The sequence below is a fragment of the Paenarthrobacter sp. Z7-10 genome (genome assembly GCF_026932795.1).
Lineage (GTDB): Bacteria > Actinomycetota > Actinomycetes > Actinomycetales > Micrococcaceae > Arthrobacter_M.
Map to the genome: position 1 here is coordinate 1 of NZ_JADPVH010000005.1, position 14,879 is coordinate 14,879.

Genomic DNA, 14,879 nt, shown 5'->3' on the forward strand with positions numbered 1-14,879 from the left:
AGCGTGGCCCGCCACTCACTGAGCCTGCCGGTGGACAGGGCCGTGAAGGTATGCGGCATCTCGGCGAGGGCTTTGGCGAACCCCAACAGCCGCCCGCCGCTGGCCGGGGACTCACGCCGGGCCAAAGCGACCTGCGCACCGACCCCTTGACCCAACTGATCAGCCGGGACACCCGCCGCGTGCTGGCTCCGGCGCTGGGAAACATCCAGGGCGACCGCGGCCCGGGCCTGCGCCGCGGCAGCAGCGGACTTCAAGTCCTCCAACACCCGCAACTGATCAATCAGGGCCGCATCATCAACCCCAGTATCCAACCACGCCAACGCCGACACCCAGCCAGCAACCACCGGCACGGCCGCCACCCCCGAAACCGGTACCGGCAAACAAGCCGGTCCTGTAACCCGGGCAGGTCCCTCGGCTGGTGCCGCAACCCGGGCGGGGGCTGTAACGTGGGCAGGCCCGGCGGCCCGGGCGGGGGCTGCGACGTGGGCAGGTCCGGCGGCTGGCGCCGCAACCCGGGCTGGTGCCGGAACCCGGGCTGGGACAGCGCCCAAGGCCAGGGCGAAGACCGGCGGTGACTGCAGCTGCGCAGCCCGCCCACGCTCTTTCCGGTTCCCGATGTCGTCCATAAAACAACGCTACCGCCGCCCACCGACATTATTCAGCGGCCATCAACAGCCCACTGATTCGGCGCCGCTCAGGTTTGGATGAGGCGCTGACCTGCCGGACGACCGATCGCGGCTGGCGCTCACGGCCGCCGTCGTCATCGGTCCGTGCCGTCAGCTGTCGCGGAAGCTTCAGTGCCGCCTTGCTCTGGTCAGGAGCGCACGACCCAGCATTTCTTCCGCCCCCGGATACCTGACTTCTTCCAAGACGAGGGGATGCGGCGGGGCCAGCACCGATTTGGCATCCCGTGCCCGCGTGTTGAGGCGCTTAAGCAACCACTCCGGTTGCTGGGTCCCCTCGCCCACAGCCAGTGCTGAGCCGACCAGCGAACGCACCATATTGTGGCAAAAGGCATCAGCTTGCACCGTCACGGAAATGATGCCGTCCGCGGCGCGGTCAAACTCGAAGCGCTGCAGCTCGCGCACGGTAGTCGCTCCCTCGCGCGGCTTGGCGAAGGCGCGAAAATCGCGCAATCCCAGCAGCCGTTCGGCGCCGTCGTTCATCCGGTCCACGTCGAGCGCCGCACCGTGCCACAGCGTGCTGTGACGCAGCAGCGGGTCCCACTGCAGGCCCGTGTCCGCCACCCGGTAGCTGTAGCGCCGCCACAACGCAGAGAAACGCGCGTCAAAGCCCGGCGCAGCCACCGACGCCGCATGAACCTCCACAGCCCCGGAGAGCTGGCGCAGCGTGTGGCTGAGGGCTCCACGGAGCCGCCGCAGAAGTGCCACGCCGGAATCCATGTCGTGGCCCCGCCGCAGTCCATCCCACTCAGCCGCGCTGAGGTCACAGTGAACCACTTGCCCGCGGGCGTGCACTCCGGCATCGGTCCGGCCCGCCACAGTGACCCTAATGGGACGACGCAGGAGCAGACCGAGCGACTCCTCCAGGGACCCCTGCACGGTCAGCAGGCCGGGCTGCACTGCCCAGCCGTTGAAGGGGCCGCCGTCATAGCTCACGTCGAGGCGGACACGCACAAGCCCGCCGTCCCCTTCAACGGGAACGGCGGGCTTATGGTCATTCATGCTTCAAAACTACGTCGCGGCCTGCGCGAAGCAGAAATCGGCAACAGGTGCTTACTTCTTTTCCTTGGCGGCCGGAGCGTCAGCTTCCGGAGCGTCAGGGGTCTCGGCAGCCGGTGCCTGTGCTTCGACAGCATCGCTTTCGGCCGGCTCGGGAGCAGCAGCAGCGTCGTCCGAGGCGGTTTCTTCGGGCTCGACGGCGGTTGCTGCTTCGTCTTCGACGGCAGGCGCCGGCGCTGCGGCAGCCTTGGCCGGAGCAGCTTTAGCGGCGGTTTCAGCTTCGGCGACGACGGCCTGCCTCGGGCTCAGCGGTTCCAGCACGAGTTCAATAACCGCCATCGGAGCATTGTCGCCCTTGCGGGGACCAATCTTCGTAATGCGGGTGTAACCGCCTTCGCGATTCTCCACCGCCTTGGCAATGTCGGTGAACAGTTCGTGGACAACGCCCTTGTTGCTAATCAGACCGAGCACACGACGGCGGGAAGCCAGGTCGCCGCGCTTGGCGAAGGTGACAAGACGCTCGGCGTACGGCTTCAGGCGCTTGGCCTTGGTTTCCGTGGTGGTGATCCGCTTGTGCTCAAACAAAGCGGCGGCCAGGTTAGCCAGCATCAGTCGCTGGTGTGCCGGGCTACCACCGAGGCGCGGACCCTTAGTGGGGGTAGGCATGGTGTTTTTTCTCCTCAAGTGTTGGCCGGCCAGTTTCATCCAGAGGACGCTGGAAGAAGCTGACCGGCCGAAGTGTGTTCGTCTTTAGAGCTCGTCGTCGCCGAAAGCGTCGTCGTTCTCGTCGATGGCGGCGGCGCGGGCAGCGAGGTCGAAGCCTGGAGGGGAATCCTTCAGGGACAGACCGAGCTCAACCAGCTTCGCCTTGACCTCGTCGATGGACTTGGCACCGAAGTTCCGGATGTCCATCAGATCAGCCTCGGAGCGAGCCACGAGTTCACCCACGGAGTGGATGCCCTCCCGCTTGAGGCAGTTGTAGGATCGGACGGTGAGGTCCAGGTCCTCGATCGGCAGCGCCATGTCGGCAGCCAGAGCGGCGTCCGTCGGTGACGGGCCAATCTCGATGCCTTCAGCGGCGGTGTTCAGCTCACGGGCCAGGCCGAAGAGCTCAACCAGCGTGGTTCCGGCGGAGGCGATGGCGTCGCGCGGGGCGATGGCTGCCTTCGTCTCCACGTCAACGACCAGACGGTCGAAGTCGGTGCGCTGCTCAACACGGGTGGCCTCAACGCGGAAGGTCACCTTCAGCACCGGCGAGTAGATGGAGTCGACCGGAATGCGGCCGATCTCCGAGTCGCCAGCCTTGTTCTGCGACGCCGAAACATAACCGCGGCCGCGCTCAATGGTCAGCTCCAACTCGAACTTGCCCTTCGAGTTCAGCGTGGCAATATGCAGATCCGGGTTGTGGAACTCGACACCGGCTGGCGGCGCAATGTCCGCTGCCGTGACAACACCGGGGCCCTGCTTGCGCAGGTAAGCCACCACCGGCTCGTCGTGCTCAGAAGACACGGAGAGGCTCTTGATGTTCAGGATGATCTCAGTGACATCTTCCTTGACACCGGGAACCGTGGTGAATTCGTGCAGCACACCATCGATGCGAATGCTGGTTACAGCAGCGCCGGGGATGGAGGACAGCAACGTGCGGCGGAGGGAGTTTCCGAGGGTGTAACCGAATCCCGGTTCCAGCGGTTCAATGACGAAACGGGAACGGTTTTCAGAAACGACTTCTTCGGAGAGGGTGGGGCGCTGTGCAATGAGCACTTAGGTTTCCTTTCAGCGAGCATCCGCTATATGACGCAACACAGGTGGTGGAAAGAACGGTCCAGGACTAGGCGCCCGCCGAAACCGCCCGCCCCTTGCGGGCTGGAATTCCAGCCAGCACGGGAACGGGCTTCGCGGGCAGCGGCGTCCTTAGACGCGGCGGCGCTTCGGCGGACGGCAGCCATTGTGGGCACTGGGGGTGACGTCCTGAATGGAGCCGACCTCCAGTCCAGCGGCCTGCAGCGAACGGATCGCCGTTTCGCGACCGGATCCGGGACCCTTTACGAAAACGTCGACCTTGCGCATGCCGTGCTCCTGAGCGCGCTTTGCAGCAGCTTCCGCGGCCATCTGGGCCGCGAACGGGGTGGACTTGCGGGAGCCCTTGAAGCCGACCTCGCCCGAGGAAGCCCAGGAGATGACGGCGCCATTCGGATCCGTGATGGACACGATGGTGTTGTTAAAGGTGCTCTTGATATGCGCCTGACCGAGCGCAATGTTCTTTTTATCCTTGCGACGCGGCTTACGAACCGCTCCACGAGTCTTCGGGGGCATTATTTCTCCTACAGAAAGTTATTGGTTTAGGCCCGATCCTGCTCTGAACGAGCGCGGATGGGTGGGCCCACGCCTGCAATGGGCGTCAAGTCACTTGAGTGACTTTGAGCCAGCAAGTGCGGGACTAGCGCGTGGCCTTCTTCTTACCGGCGACGGTCCGCTTCGGTCCCTTACGGGTACGGGCGTTCGTCTTGGTGCGCTGGCCGTGAACGGGCATACCGCGGCGATGGCGGATACCCTGGTAGCTGCCAATTTCCACCTTGCGGCGGATGTCGGCTGCCACCTCGCGGCGAAGGTCACCCTCAACCTTGTAGTTACCCTCGATGTAGTCGCGCAGCTGAACCATCTCAGCATCGGACAGGTCCTTCACGCGGACGTCCGGCGAAATGCCGGTGTCAGCCAAGGTCTTGTGCGCACGGGTCTTACCCACGCCGTAAATGTATGTAAGCGCTACTTCCAACCGCTTTTCGCGGGGAAGGTCTACGCCAGCGAGACGTGCCATAGTGGCGGTTCTCCTTGTGTAAACCGGAGGTCGTAGGCAGTACACCCGCGCGTTCCGCGCGGCCCCGGCCTCCGACCAGGGGTACGCCGGCCATACCGTGTTCCGGCATTTGGCTCAGCTTGTGCTGCCGTTATTGTCTTGTGCACCCGGACAAGCCGGGCAGCTTTTCATACTGTGTTTCATACTGACGTGGGCAGGACCCGGGTAATTTTCCGTGCGGGAAAATTAGCCCTGGCGCTGCTTGTGGCGCGGGTTCTCGCAGATCACCATGACCCGCCCGTTACGGCGAATCACCTTGCACTTGTCGCAGATCTGCTTGACGCTCGGCTTGACCTTCATGGCATTCCTTTGCGTGGTTTGCAGGTTTGATTATTTATAGCGGTAGACAATACGACCACGTGTGAGGTCGTAAGGGCTCAGCTCCACCACTACCCGGTCCTCAGGAAGGATACGAATGTAGTGCTGGCGCATTTTTCCTGAGATATGTGCGAGAACGACGTGCTTGTTGGTCAGCTCAACGCGAAACATCGCATTAGGCAAAGCCTCAGTCACAACGCCCTCGATCTCAATGACCCCGTCTTTCTTGGCCATATCCTCCGCTAACTTTGTTCGGTCCCGCGCTTTGATCTGGTAAAGATCTCCACGGAGGGCTACGTTTACTACTGGATTGGATGTGAACTGCGCCCATGACTCCACGGTTTGCACCGCAGAACTTTCCACGCCCGAAATTGAACTGGAACACAGGAATATCATGTTCAGTTTAAGGAGGCGGCAGAAGGCACATGGGAGCGCAGACAACCAACAAACAACTCTACTTCATGGGCCCCGATAAGTTAAATCGCCGAGCCGTCACTCGCTGTTCTCCATCGTCCAAGCCGGCAGGACGCCAGCGGAGGTGCGGATGGATTGGGCTTGGCCAATTCCGTCCAGGATGGCCAGCCGGACCACTTCAGCAGCTGTGGCCTGCAGTTCTATTCTGGCGCGGACGCCAGCCGCCGGCCCGCTGTCCAATGTCACTTCGCCAGTGGCCAGGGTAAAGATGGTATCTCCGTCCGCCAACGTGTGGACGGGGCTCAGCGCCCTCGCCATGCCGGCATGGGACGCCGTCGCCGTCCGTTTGGCTTCCGCGACGGTGAGCACGGCATTTGTCGCCACCACCACCAGCGTCGTGTTCAGCCCCGTCGTGTTCAGCCCCGCCGTGTTCAAATCCGCCGTGCCCGGTTCGGGCTGCGTTGCGCCTTGCGCCACGGGCGGCGGCGGCCAGGGCAAGCCAGCCGCATTGACAACCGCAAGAGCTCCAACGACGACGGATGAATTCGTACCGGAGAGCCGCAGCGAGGCGGATCCCGTGCCGCCCTTGAATCTGCCGCCGCCCAGCGCTGCACCGGTTCCGGCACCGACATTGCCACGGGCGACGACGGCAAACGGTTCCGACACGCCAGCGGCGGCCGCTCCCAGATAGCCCATCGCCGCATCCGGCCGTGCCGCGAAGTCCCCGCCGCGGCCCAAATCAAAGACCGCCGCCGCCGGCACAATCGGGACCACGCCACCGGGAACGGCGAACCCTCTCCCCTGTTCTTCGCACCAGTTCTGCACTCCGGCCGCCGCTGCCAGCCCGTAGGCGCTGCCACCCGTCAGGACGACGGCGTCGACCGTGGGAACCAGCGTGGTCGGGTCAAGAGCATCGGTTTCATGGGTCCCGGGACCGCCGCCACGGACATCGACGGAGCCAATTGTCCCGGGCGGCGGCAGCACCACGCTCACCCCCGACAGCCAGCCGGCCCCGATGCGCTGGACCTGACCGATCCGGATTCCGGGTACATCAGTAATGGATCCCAGCGTGTTCTTCATGACTGTATTGTCTGCCGGGCTGGCCGCCGCACCAAGTTTGCGGGCCATGTCCGGACAAAAGGTGGAGATTACCTGATTACCCCTTGTAGATCGTGCCGAAGGCGGATACCGTCAAGGCACCTCGGTGAACGCGCAGTGAAGACTGAGGGAACAGCGGAAAAGAAATCCATATTTGGATTTCTGCGGGTAATTCCCATGGTGAAGTAGGTCAGGACGAAGCGAGCACAATTGCCGGACTGAGGCCGGCCAGAATGAGGGTGGATATGAGCCGGCTCAGCACTTCCGGACCCCGGCCCGGATCCGGGCAGAGGGCCGCTCCACCGCCAGTGAAGTTTTCTTCCGGCGGCGGGAGCAACGGTGGGCGCCCGCCCAGACGGTCCAAGTACTGGACTCCGCGGACCAGGCGCGATGCACTGATTTTCCTGGCATTCGCCCTGCCGAACATCGTGCTTATTGCGGTCTTTACCTACCGCCCGCTGTTTACCAATATGTATTACTCCACCCTCGACTGGACGCTTGGAGCACCCGACGCCATTTCGGTGGGACTGGGCAATTACATATAATTCTTTACCTCATCCGATGCCTCAGCGGTGCTGGGCACGACCGCCATCTTTACGCTTGCCACTGTTGGCGGTGCCATGGTGCTGGGTCTGTTCGTCGCCATCGCGCTAAACCTCAATGTTAAGGGCCGCGGGTTTGCCCGGTCCGCAGTTTTCGCACCCTACGTGCTCTCCGGTGTCGGTGTTGGGCTGGTGTGGCTGTTTATATTTGATCCCGTGTACGGCGTATTGTCCTGGATCCTGCGCAGCGTCGGAACGTCCAGCCCGCAGTGGATCAACGATCCCAAGCTCGCCCTGTGGATGGTCATCATCGTCTACGTCTGGAAGAACCTTGGATATTGCGCAGTAATCTACCTGGCCGGCCTGCAGTCGATGCCGAAGGATCTGATGGAGGCTGCCGCCCTCGACGGCGCCGGTAATTTCCGCCGGTTCGTCTCGGTTACGCTTCCGCTGCTTTCGCCCACAACTTTTTTTATCCTGATCACCTCATTGCTCAGTTCACTGCAGGCCTTCGACATCATCCGGATCATGACCCCGACCGGTAATGGCACCAGCACACTGATCTTTGAGGCCTACCTGCAGGCCTTCAGCACCTACAACAGGGCCGGCTACTCGGCCGCCATTTCCGTGGTGCTCTTTGTCCTGCTGTTGGTGGTGACGGGGCTGCAGCTGCGCTTCGTTGAGCGAAAGGTCCACTATTCATGACCGCCCTGACCAGTGCCGGCACCGCACCGACGCGGCGCGACCGGCCCCTGTCCAAACAGAACATCACCAAAACCGTGCTCGGCGGTTACCTCCCGCTGCTGATCACCACACTGGTGGTATTCCTGCCGCTGGCCTGGATGATCCTGTCATCGCTGAAGACACCCGGGGAAATTGTCACCACCCAATTGAAGGTACTGCCACAAAACCCCACCATGCAGAACTATGTGGACGCGGCAACAACCGTTCCTTTTGCCCGCTTTTTCCTCAACAGTGTCATCGTCACCAGCATCGCCTCCGTTATCAAATGCACGCTCGCGGTGGTGACCGCCTATGCGTTGGTCTTCATCCGGTTCCCGTTCAAGCGGGCCATTTTCCTGCTGATCCTGGTGGCCCTGATGGTTCCCCCGCAGGTGTCGGTGCTTCCCAACTACGTGCTGATCGCCGGCTTGGGCGGGCTGAACACGTATTGGGGCATCATTCTGCCCGGGCTGGGCACCGCCTTTGGGACCTTCCTGCTGCGTCAGCACTTCCTGACACTTCCGGCCTCGATCCTGGAATCGGCGGAGATCGACGGCGCAAACCACTGGACCCGGCTGTGGAAGATCGTGTTTCCGATCTCCGTACCGACCATTGCCACTGTCGCCCTGGTGACGATTGTCACCGAGTGGAATGACTATATCTGGCCGCTGATCGTCATCGACAACCCACAGATGATGACTCTTCCAGTCGGTCTGACACTGCTGGCCAACAGCGACAGCGGCAGCCAGGCCTGGGGCATCCTGATGGCCGGTGCCGTGATCGTGATCATCCCCATTCTGATTATCTTCGCGGCCCTGCAGCGTTACATTGTCGCCGGCCTGACGCAAGGGTCAGTCACCGGCTAGCAGTGCGCAGCACGGCAACGGGACACCGCATCAAACAGGGGAATCTACGAAAGGCAGCACCGCATGTCAACACAATTCGATCGCCGGCACTTCATGGCCCTGACCGCCCTTGGACTTGGCGCGACGGCCCTGTCCGGATGTGGAGGACCCAACACGAGTGGCGGCGGCGGCGCCGCCAAATCTGCGGCGAACACGGACTGGTCCAAGGTCAAGCCGGCCGCAAAAATCTCCTTTATGTCCAGCCATCCCGGAACCTCTCAGCCCATTGAGCAGAAGTTGATCGAGGCGTTCCAAAAGGAAAACCCCGACATCAAGGTGGATCTGATTACTGGCGGCGCCAACTACGAGGAGGTGGCGCAAAAGTTCCAGACCTCCCAGGCAGGCAACAATGTCCCCGACGTCGTGGTGGCCTCCGACGTCTGGTGGTTCCGCTACACCCTGTCCTCCACGATTGTTCCGGTGGATGACATTCTGAAGGCCGTCTCGGACAAGACCTCGGACTACAACACCACCCTTTTCGACGACTACAAGTACAACGACGCGCACTGGGCGGTGCCCTACGCCCGTTCGACGCCGTTGTTCTACTACAACAAGGATCATTTCAAGAAGGCTGGCCTGCCGGACCGGGCCCCAAAGACGTGGGACGAGTTCGCCCAATGGGCCCCGAAAATCAAGGCCGCCAATGCCTCTGCCCCGGGCTACACGAACGTCTACCAGTATCCGGCACTGGCCGGGTACGCCGGTTGGACGCTGCAGAACGTGCTCTGGGGTTATGGCGGGGGCTGGTCCAATCAATGGGACATCACCTGCGACTCGGACCCGTCGGTCAAGGCCCTGCAGTGGGTGCAGGACACGATCAACAAGGACAACTGGGCTGGAGTATCATCCAAGGACGCCGTCTCGGACATGACAGCCGGCGCCGTCAGCGCCACAGTCAGCTCCACCGGTGACCTGGTGGGAACGATCAAAGCAGCCAAGGCCAAGAACATGAACATCGGCGTGGGCTTCCTGCCGGGCGGCCCTGTCTCGGCCTCCCCCGTGTGCCCGACCGGAGGTTCCGGCCTCGTGATTGCCAAAAAGACCTCACCGGAGCGCCAGTTGGCTGCAGCCAAGTTCATCTCCTTCATGACCAACGCCTCAAGTACGGCGCAGTTCTCGGCGGCAACAGGTTACATGCCGGTCCGCACCACCGCGGACATGAAGGACGTGATCGCCAAGACACCGGAGATCCAGGTGGCCCTGGACCAGCTCAAGGTCACCAAAAGCCAGGACTACGCCCGGGTCTTCCTGCCGGGCGCAGATCAGGAAATGGCTAAGTCGGCCGCGAAGTTCATGAACCAGAAGGCCGATGTCAAGGCCACCATGACGGACCTGAAGGGGACTCTGGAAGGAATCTACAACAAGGACGTCAAGCCAAAACTGAAGTCCTGAGCCTTGCCGCCGCAGAGCGGCCGCGAAGCTAACGGGCGGTGGGTCGGCGCAGGCCAACCCACCGCCCCTGCTGTCGGCGATCCTAGTGCGGCACGGGAACCGGCACAACACCTAACGGCGCGAGCCGCGCCGCGCCGCCGTCGTCGGCCGAAAGCACCCAGATGCCCGCCTCGTGCACAGCGACGGAATGTTCCCAGTGCGCCGCGCGCGCCCCATCGGCAGTGATGACCGTCCAATCGTCATCGAGCACCTTCGTCTCGAGGTTACCGCGGACCAGCATCGGCTCGATGGCCAGGCACAAGCCTGGCCGCAGCCGTGGACCCCGGTGGTTGGACCGGTAATTGAGCACGTCGGGGGCCATGTGCATCTGCGAGCCGATTCCGTGGCCCACATAGTCTTCCAAAATCCCCAGCGCTCCGCCGGGCAGCGAACTGACATAGTCATCAATGGCGGAGCCGATGTCGGAGACAAACTTGCCCTGCGCCACGGCCGCGATTCCGCGCCACATGGCTTCCTCGGTAATGTCCGAAAGCCGGCGGTCTGCTGGATCCTCCGAGGCCGGGCCGCCGACGATGGTGGTCCGGGCCGAGTCCGAATGCCAGCCGTCCACGATCGCACCACCATCGACCGAAAGAATGTCCCCGGCGCGCAGCACACGGCCGGAGGGGATGCCGTGCACAACCTCTTCGTTGACCGAGGTGCAGACCGTTGCCGGAAAGCCGTGGTAACCCAGGAAGTTGGACGTGGCGCCGGCATCCTTGAGAATGCCTGCGAAGACCGCGTCGAGTTCAGCCGTGCTAATCCCCGGAGCTGCGGCAGCCAACACTGCATCGAGGGCGCGGCTGAGCACCAGGCCCGCCTGGGTCATGACGCGCATCTGGGCGTTGGACTTGTATTCGATGCGGGGCTGTCCGAATGCCATCGGTTGTCCTTTCGATACTGAAAAAAGCGAGGCTCCCCCCGGAGACGGGAGGAGCCTCGCCAAATTGAAGTCGGGTCCTAGTAGGCGGCCCGTGCCTTCTCGATGGCCCTGAGCACGCGATCGGTGACCACATCCATGGCACCGATGCCGTCCACCTGGGTCAGAATGCCCCGATCCGCATACTTGCCCACCACGGCTTCGGTCTGCTCGTGGTAAAGATCCAGCCGATGCCGGATCACCGTCTCGTTGTCGTCGCTGCGCCCGTCGTCCTTGGCCCGGCCCAACAGACGCTTGACCAGTTCGGCGTCGTCCGCCGTCAACTGCAGGACCACATCGAGCTTGCGATCCTCCGCGGCCAGGATGTCATCGAGCTCCTGCACCTGCGCGGTGGTCCGCGGATAGCCGTCCAGCAAAAAGCCTTCAAGGGCATCCTGCTGCTGCAGCCGCTCGCGCACCATCTTGTTCGTCACGCTGTCCGGCACGAAGTCACCGTTGTCCATGTACTTCCTGGCTTCCAGCCCAAGGGCAGTTTCGCCCTTGACGTTGGCCCGGAAGATGTCGCCGGTGGAAATAGCCACGACCCCGAGACGTGCCGATATCCGTTCCGCCTGTGTACCTTTGCCCGATCCTGGCGGACCGATTATCAGCATTCTCGTCATCGCAATAACCCTTCGTAGTGCCGTTGTTGCAGCTGGGCATCGATCTGTTTCACCGTTTCCAGACCCACGCCGACGATGATCAGCAGCGAGGTGCCGCCAAACGGGAAGTTCTGGTTCGCCTGGATCAGCACCAGGGCGATCAACGGAATAAGCGCCACAAAACCGAGGTACACGGCACCGGGCAGCGTGATGCGGGACGAAACGTACTGCAGATAGTCCGCAGTAGGCTTGCCGGCCCGGATGCCCGGAATGAAACCGCCGTACTTCTTCATGTTGTCCGAAACTTCGGTCGGATCGAAGGTGATCGCCACGTAGAAATAGGTGAAGAAGACGATCAGCACAAAGTAAAGCAACATGTACAGCGGATGGTCACCCTTGGTCAGGTTGGCCGTGATCCAGTTGACCCATTCCGGCGCCGGTTTGCCATCATGCGGTGTAGCAAACTGAGCCAGCAGCGCGGGCAGGTAGAGCATCGAGGATGCGAAGATCACCGGGATAACGCCGGCCATGTTGACCTTGATCGGGATGTACGTGCTGGTTCCCCCCATGGTCCTGCGCCCGATCATCCGCTTGGCGTACTGAACGGGGACACGACGCTGGGACTGCTCCACGAAGACCACCAGCGCCACGACCAGCAGACCGATCAGCAGAACCGCCAGGAAAACTCCCCAGCCCTTGGTCTTGATGATCTCGCCGAGCGAGGTGGGGAAACGGGCAGCGATGGCGATGAAGATGAGCAGGGACATCCCGTTCCCGACCCCCTTCTCGGTGACGAGCTCGCCCATCCACATGATCAGACCGGTGCCAGCGGTCAGGGTGATGATCAGCAGGACGGTGGTGATCAGGCTGTCATTGGGGATGATGGCGGTTGGCGTACCGGCCGCACCACAATTTCCCAGCAGCTGGCCGGATCGCGCAAGCGTCACCAGAGTGGTCGCGTTCAGCAGGCCCAGGGCGATGGTCAGGTACCGGGTGTACTGGGTGAGTTGCCCCTGCCCCTGTGCGCCCTCCAGATGGAGTTCCTGGAAGCGGGGGATGACCACCCGCAGCAGCTGGACGATGATGCTGGCGGTGATGTAGGGCATGATGCCCAGCGCAAACACGGAGACCTGCAGCAGGGCACCGCCGCTGAACAGGTTGACGAGCTGATAGATGCCCTGGTTCGTGTTGGCATTGTTCAGGCAGGCCTGGACGTTGTGATAGTTCACGCCGGGCGAGGGAATGAAGGCGCCCAAGCGGAAGATTGCGATTATTGCCAGCGTGAACAACAACTTGCGTCGCAGATCAGGCGTGCGAAAGGCGCGGCCAAATGCGGTAAGCAAGCGTCCTCCTGAAGTTTCATTAGTCACGGGGAATTCCAGTTATTGAAGCCCAACAACTGATTCTAACGGGAGCGGTGACCGGCGGCGGAAAACTGTGTCTGCCCGCCCGCGGAACCGCTGAAAGTCCTTGGATACCAAAAACTCCTGGTGAGCAGGAGCTTATCCTGCTCACCAAGAGTCTAGTCGCTGGAGCGTGTTCCTGCGGAACCTTAGAGCTCCGTGGTGCTTCCGCCTGCTGCAGCGATCTTCGCCGCCGCGCTGGAGGAAAAAGCGTTGGCCGTGACGTTCACCTTGACGGTGATGTCACCGGTACCAAGCACCTTGACGGGCTGGTTCTTGCGGACCGCACCCTTTTCAACCAGGTTCTCCACGGTGACGGTGCCACCCTCGGGGAACAGCTCGGACAGCTTTTCCAGGTTGACAACCTGGAATTCCACCCGGAACGGGTTCTTGAAGCCGCGCAGCTTCGGCAGGCGCATATGCAGTGGCAACTGGCCACCGGCAAATCCGGCCTTGATCTGGTAACGCGCCTTCGTACCCTTGGTACCACGGCCCGCGGTCTTACCCTTGGAACCTTCACCGCGACCCACGCGGGTCTTGACGGTCTTGGCACCCGGGGCAGGGCGCAGGTGGTGGATCTTGAGGGTCGACTGCTTCGGGGCAACCTGCGTCTGCGTAGTTGCTGCCTCGGAGTCGGTGTTCTTCTGAGTTGCCATGATTATTTCGCCTCCTCAACCATTACGAGGTGCGGAACCGTATTGATCATGCCAACGGTCACTGCGTCAGCCGTACGGACGACGGAGTCGCCGATGTGCTTGAGACCCAGTGAGCGAAGGGTGTCCTTCTGGTTCTGCTTGCCACCGATGGTGGACCTGATCTGAGTGATTTCCAGCTGCTTCCCGGAAACCTGGACATTCTTTGGGGTAGTCATTACGCACCCACCTTCTGATTCTGCAGGGCACGCAGCAAAGCCGGAGGAACAACTTCATCCATCGGCAGACCACGGCGTGCAGCCACTGACGCGGGCTCTTCGAGCCGCTTCAGCGCGTCAACCGTAGCGTGCACAATGTTGATGGCGTTGGAGGAACCGAGCGACTTGGAAAGGACGTCGTGGATGCCCACGCACTCCAGGATCGCGCGGACCGGTCCACCGGCAATAACACCCGTACCCGGTGATGCCGGACGCAGCAGGACAACCCCAGCGGCAGCTTCACCCTGAACCTGGTGCGGAATGGTGCCGCCGACACGCGGGACGCGGAAGAAGGTTTTCTTGGCCTCTTCAACACCCTTGGCGATGGCCGCGGGAACTTCCTTGGCCTTGCCGTAGCCGACGCCGACCATGCCATTGCCGTCACCGACGATGACCAGGGCGGTGAAGCTGAAGCGACGCCCACCCTTGACCACCTTGGCCACTCGGTTGATGTTGACAACCTTTTCAATGAACTGGTTCTTCTCTTCGCGGCCACCGTCACGGCCACCACGGCCACCACGCTCGCCCCGGCCACCTTCGCGGCCACCACGGCCACCGTCACGGCGTGCACCGCGGCGGTCGTCGGTGCCGGCAGCGGCGGTGCCGGCTGTCGTCTCCGCCGCTGCAGTCTTGGTTGCCGCTGCGGCTGTTACGGTGCCCTCTGCACTGGCTTCGGACACAGTGTTCTCCTTGTTGGTATTTTCGCTCACAGTGCCAGCCCACCTTCGCGTGCGCCGTCGGCGACGGCCGCAATACGGCCGTGGTACTTGTTGCCTCCGCGGTCGAAGACGACGGCTTCAATACCGGCCTTCTTGGCGCGCTCGGCAACCAGTTCGCCAACGCGCTTGGCCTTAGCGGTCTTGTCGCCGTCGAAAGCTCGCAGATCGGCTTCGAGAGTTGAGGCCGAAGCGACGGTGATGCCCTGGCTGTCATCGACAACCTGGACAAAGACGTGGCGTGCGGACCGGTTGACCACCAGGCGCGGACGTACCGCGGTTCCGGTGATGCGCTTACGGACCCGCAGGTGGCGGCGGCCGCGTGCTGCTGACTTGGACTTGCCTTTTACGGACAGTGCCAT

Annotated in this window: 17 protein-coding genes and 2 pseudogenes; 3 read left to right on the forward strand and 16 right to left on the reverse strand. The window is 62.4% G+C overall.

Annotated elements, in window-relative coordinates; translation table 11 throughout:
* The 9 genes and pseudogenes from IV498_RS02490 to IV498_RS02530 form a co-directional block, all read right to left on the reverse strand.
* Nucleotides 1-626, reverse strand: a pseudogene (locus IV498_RS02490) (hypothetical protein); the annotation flags it as partial.
* Nucleotides 627-794: 168 nt separating this feature from the next.
* Nucleotides 795-1,685 (reverse strand): tRNA pseudouridine synthase A, encoded by an 891-nt coding sequence (locus IV498_RS02495; RefSeq protein WP_269044981.1) that lies wholly within the window; start codon nucleotides 1,683-1,685, stop codon nucleotides 795-797.
* A 51-nt stretch (nucleotides 1,686-1,736) separates the two neighbouring features.
* Nucleotides 1,737-2,348 carry a 50S ribosomal protein L17 gene (gene rplQ / locus IV498_RS02500; protein ID WP_269044982.1) on the reverse strand — a complete coding sequence of 204 codons (612 nt, stop codon included), beginning with the start codon at nucleotides 2,346-2,348 and terminating at the stop codon, nucleotides 1,737-1,739.
* Between the two features lie 84 nt (nucleotides 2,349-2,432).
* Complete coding sequence (locus IV498_RS02505; protein WP_269044983.1) at nucleotides 2,433-3,443, reverse strand: DNA-directed RNA polymerase subunit alpha; 1,011 nt, start codon at nucleotides 3,441-3,443, stop codon at nucleotides 2,433-2,435.
* A gap of 150 nt (nucleotides 3,444-3,593) precedes the next feature.
* Nucleotides 3,594-3,995, reverse strand: a complete 402-nt coding sequence (gene rpsK, locus IV498_RS02510) for a 30S ribosomal protein S11 (RefSeq protein ID WP_269044984.1) — start codon at nucleotides 3,993-3,995, stop codon at nucleotides 3,594-3,596.
* Between the two features lie 124 nt (nucleotides 3,996-4,119).
* Nucleotides 4,120-4,497, reverse strand: coding sequence for a 30S ribosomal protein S13 (rpsM, locus tag IV498_RS02515; protein ID WP_269044985.1), 378 nt, complete (start codon nucleotides 4,495-4,497; stop codon nucleotides 4,120-4,122).
* A gap of 225 nt (nucleotides 4,498-4,722) precedes the next feature.
* Nucleotides 4,723-4,836 carry a 50S ribosomal protein L36 gene (gene rpmJ / locus IV498_RS02520; RefSeq protein WP_011775570.1) on the reverse strand — a complete coding sequence of 38 codons (114 nt, stop codon included), beginning with the start codon at nucleotides 4,834-4,836 and terminating at the stop codon, nucleotides 4,723-4,725.
* Between the two features lie 30 nt (nucleotides 4,837-4,866).
* Nucleotides 4,867-5,088: a translation initiation factor IF-1 gene (gene infA, locus IV498_RS02525; RefSeq protein WP_011775571.1), complete on the reverse strand. Its 222-nt coding sequence runs from the start codon at nucleotides 5,086-5,088 to the stop codon at nucleotides 4,867-4,869.
* 258 nt (nucleotides 5,089-5,346) lie between these two features.
* On the reverse strand, nucleotides 5,347-6,348 hold the full coding sequence (locus tag IV498_RS02530; protein ID WP_269045069.1) for a P1 family peptidase: 1,002 nt from the start codon (nucleotides 6,346-6,348) through the stop codon (nucleotides 5,347-5,349).
* Between the two features lie 263 nt (nucleotides 6,349-6,611).
* Here IV498_RS02530 and IV498_RS02535 point away from each other — a divergent pair.
* From IV498_RS02535 to IV498_RS02545, 3 genes and pseudogenes are all read left to right on the forward strand, one after another.
* Nucleotides 6,612-7,613, forward strand: a pseudogene (locus IV498_RS02535) (carbohydrate ABC transporter permease).
* On the forward strand, nucleotides 7,610-8,497 hold the full coding sequence (locus IV498_RS02540; RefSeq protein ID WP_269044986.1) for a carbohydrate ABC transporter permease: 888 nt from the start codon (nucleotides 7,610-7,612) through the stop codon (nucleotides 8,495-8,497). The pseudogene IV498_RS02535 and the gene IV498_RS02540 overlap by 4 nt, the downstream one beginning before the upstream one ends.
* A gap of 63 nt (nucleotides 8,498-8,560) precedes the next feature.
* Nucleotides 8,561-9,928 carry an ABC transporter substrate-binding protein gene (locus IV498_RS02545; RefSeq protein WP_269044987.1) on the forward strand — a complete coding sequence of 456 codons (1,368 nt, stop codon included), beginning with the start codon at nucleotides 8,561-8,563 and terminating at the stop codon, nucleotides 9,926-9,928.
* Between the two features lie 82 nt (nucleotides 9,929-10,010).
* On the opposite strand, the gene map is transcribed toward IV498_RS02545, so the two are convergent.
* From map to rplR, 7 genes are all read right to left on the reverse strand, one after another.
* Nucleotides 10,011-10,850, reverse strand: a complete 840-nt coding sequence (gene map / locus IV498_RS02550; protein WP_269044988.1) for a type I methionyl aminopeptidase — start codon at nucleotides 10,848-10,850, stop codon at nucleotides 10,011-10,013.
* A gap of 77 nt (nucleotides 10,851-10,927) precedes the next feature.
* Nucleotides 10,928-11,500 carry an adenylate kinase gene (locus tag IV498_RS02555; RefSeq protein WP_269045070.1) on the reverse strand — a complete coding sequence of 191 codons (573 nt, stop codon included), beginning with the start codon at nucleotides 11,498-11,500 and terminating at the stop codon, nucleotides 10,928-10,930.
* 5 nt (nucleotides 11,501-11,505) lie between these two features.
* Nucleotides 11,506-12,831, reverse strand: a complete 1,326-nt coding sequence (gene secY, locus IV498_RS02560; RefSeq protein ID WP_269045071.1) for a preprotein translocase subunit SecY — start codon at nucleotides 12,829-12,831, stop codon at nucleotides 11,506-11,508.
* A 209-nt stretch (nucleotides 12,832-13,040) separates the two neighbouring features.
* The gene (gene rplO, locus IV498_RS02565; protein ID WP_269044989.1) at nucleotides 13,041-13,547 is read right to left on the reverse strand and encodes a 50S ribosomal protein L15; all 507 of its coding nucleotides are present in this window, start codon (nucleotides 13,545-13,547) and stop codon (nucleotides 13,041-13,043) included.
* Nucleotides 13,548-13,549: 2 nt separating this feature from the next.
* Nucleotides 13,550-13,762 carry a 50S ribosomal protein L30 gene (gene rpmD / locus IV498_RS02570; RefSeq protein WP_269044990.1) on the reverse strand — a complete coding sequence of 71 codons (213 nt, stop codon included), beginning with the start codon at nucleotides 13,760-13,762 and terminating at the stop codon, nucleotides 13,550-13,552.
* Nucleotides 13,762-14,481: a 30S ribosomal protein S5 gene (rpsE, locus tag IV498_RS02575; RefSeq protein ID WP_269045072.1), complete on the reverse strand. Its 720-nt coding sequence runs from the start codon at nucleotides 14,479-14,481 to the stop codon at nucleotides 13,762-13,764. Before rpsE ends, rpmD begins: the two co-directional genes overlap by 1 nt.
* Before the next feature lie 26 nt (nucleotides 14,482-14,507).
* Complete coding sequence (gene rplR, locus IV498_RS02580; RefSeq protein WP_269044991.1) at nucleotides 14,508-14,879, reverse strand: 50S ribosomal protein L18; 372 nt, start codon at nucleotides 14,877-14,879, stop codon at nucleotides 14,508-14,510.

What these genes read in the sequence shown, in the direction of transcription:
- rpsM (WP_269044985.1), bottom strand. Translation starts at nt 4,497, where the DNA reads ATGGCACGTCTCGCTGGCGTAGACCTTCCCCGCGAAAAGCGGTTGGAA.
- rplQ (WP_269044982.1), bottom strand. Translation starts at nt 2,348, where the DNA reads ATGCCTACCCCCACTAAGGGTCCGCGCCTCGGTGGTAGCCCGGCACAC.
- infA (WP_011775571.1), bottom strand. Translation starts at nt 5,088, where the DNA reads ATGGCCAAGAAAGACGGGGTCATTGAGATCGAGGGCGTTGTGACTGAG.
- rpmD (WP_269044990.1), bottom strand. Translation starts at nt 13,762, where the DNA reads ATGACTACCCCAAAGAATGTCCAGGTTTCCGGGAAGCAGCTGGAAATC.
- rpsK (WP_269044984.1), bottom strand. Translation starts at nt 3,995, where the DNA reads ATGCCCCCGAAGACTCGTGGAGCGGTTCGTAAGCCGCGTCGCAAGGAT.
- rplR (WP_269044991.1), bottom strand. Translation starts at nt 14,879, where the DNA reads ATGGCACTGTCCGTAAAAGGCAAGTCCAAGTCAGCAGCACGCGGCCGC.
- IV498_RS02555 (WP_269045070.1), bottom strand. Translation starts at nt 11,500, where the DNA reads ATGCTGATAATCGGTCCGCCAGGATCGGGCAAAGGTACACAGGCGGAA.
- IV498_RS02495 (WP_269044981.1), bottom strand. Translation starts at nt 1,685, where the DNA reads ATGAATGACCATAAGCCCGCCGTTCCCGTTGAAGGGGACGGCGGGCTT.
- IV498_RS02530 (WP_269045069.1), bottom strand. Translation starts at nt 6,348, where the DNA reads ATGAAGAACACGCTGGGATCCATTACTGATGTACCCGGAATCCGGATC.
- IV498_RS02540 (WP_269044986.1), top strand. Translation starts at nt 7,610, where the DNA reads ATGACCGCCCTGACCAGTGCCGGCACCGCACCGACGCGGCGCGACCGG.
- rpmJ (WP_011775570.1), bottom strand. Translation starts at nt 4,836, where the DNA reads ATGAAGGTCAAGCCGAGCGTCAAGCAGATCTGCGACAAGTGCAAGGTG.
- rplO (WP_269044989.1), bottom strand. Translation starts at nt 13,547, where the DNA reads ATGGCAACTCAGAAGAACACCGACTCCGAGGCAGCAACTACGCAGACG.
- map (WP_269044988.1), bottom strand. Translation starts at nt 10,850, where the DNA reads ATGGCATTCGGACAGCCCCGCATCGAATACAAGTCCAACGCCCAGATG.
- IV498_RS02545 (WP_269044987.1), top strand. Translation starts at nt 8,561, where the DNA reads ATGTCAACACAATTCGATCGCCGGCACTTCATGGCCCTGACCGCCCTT.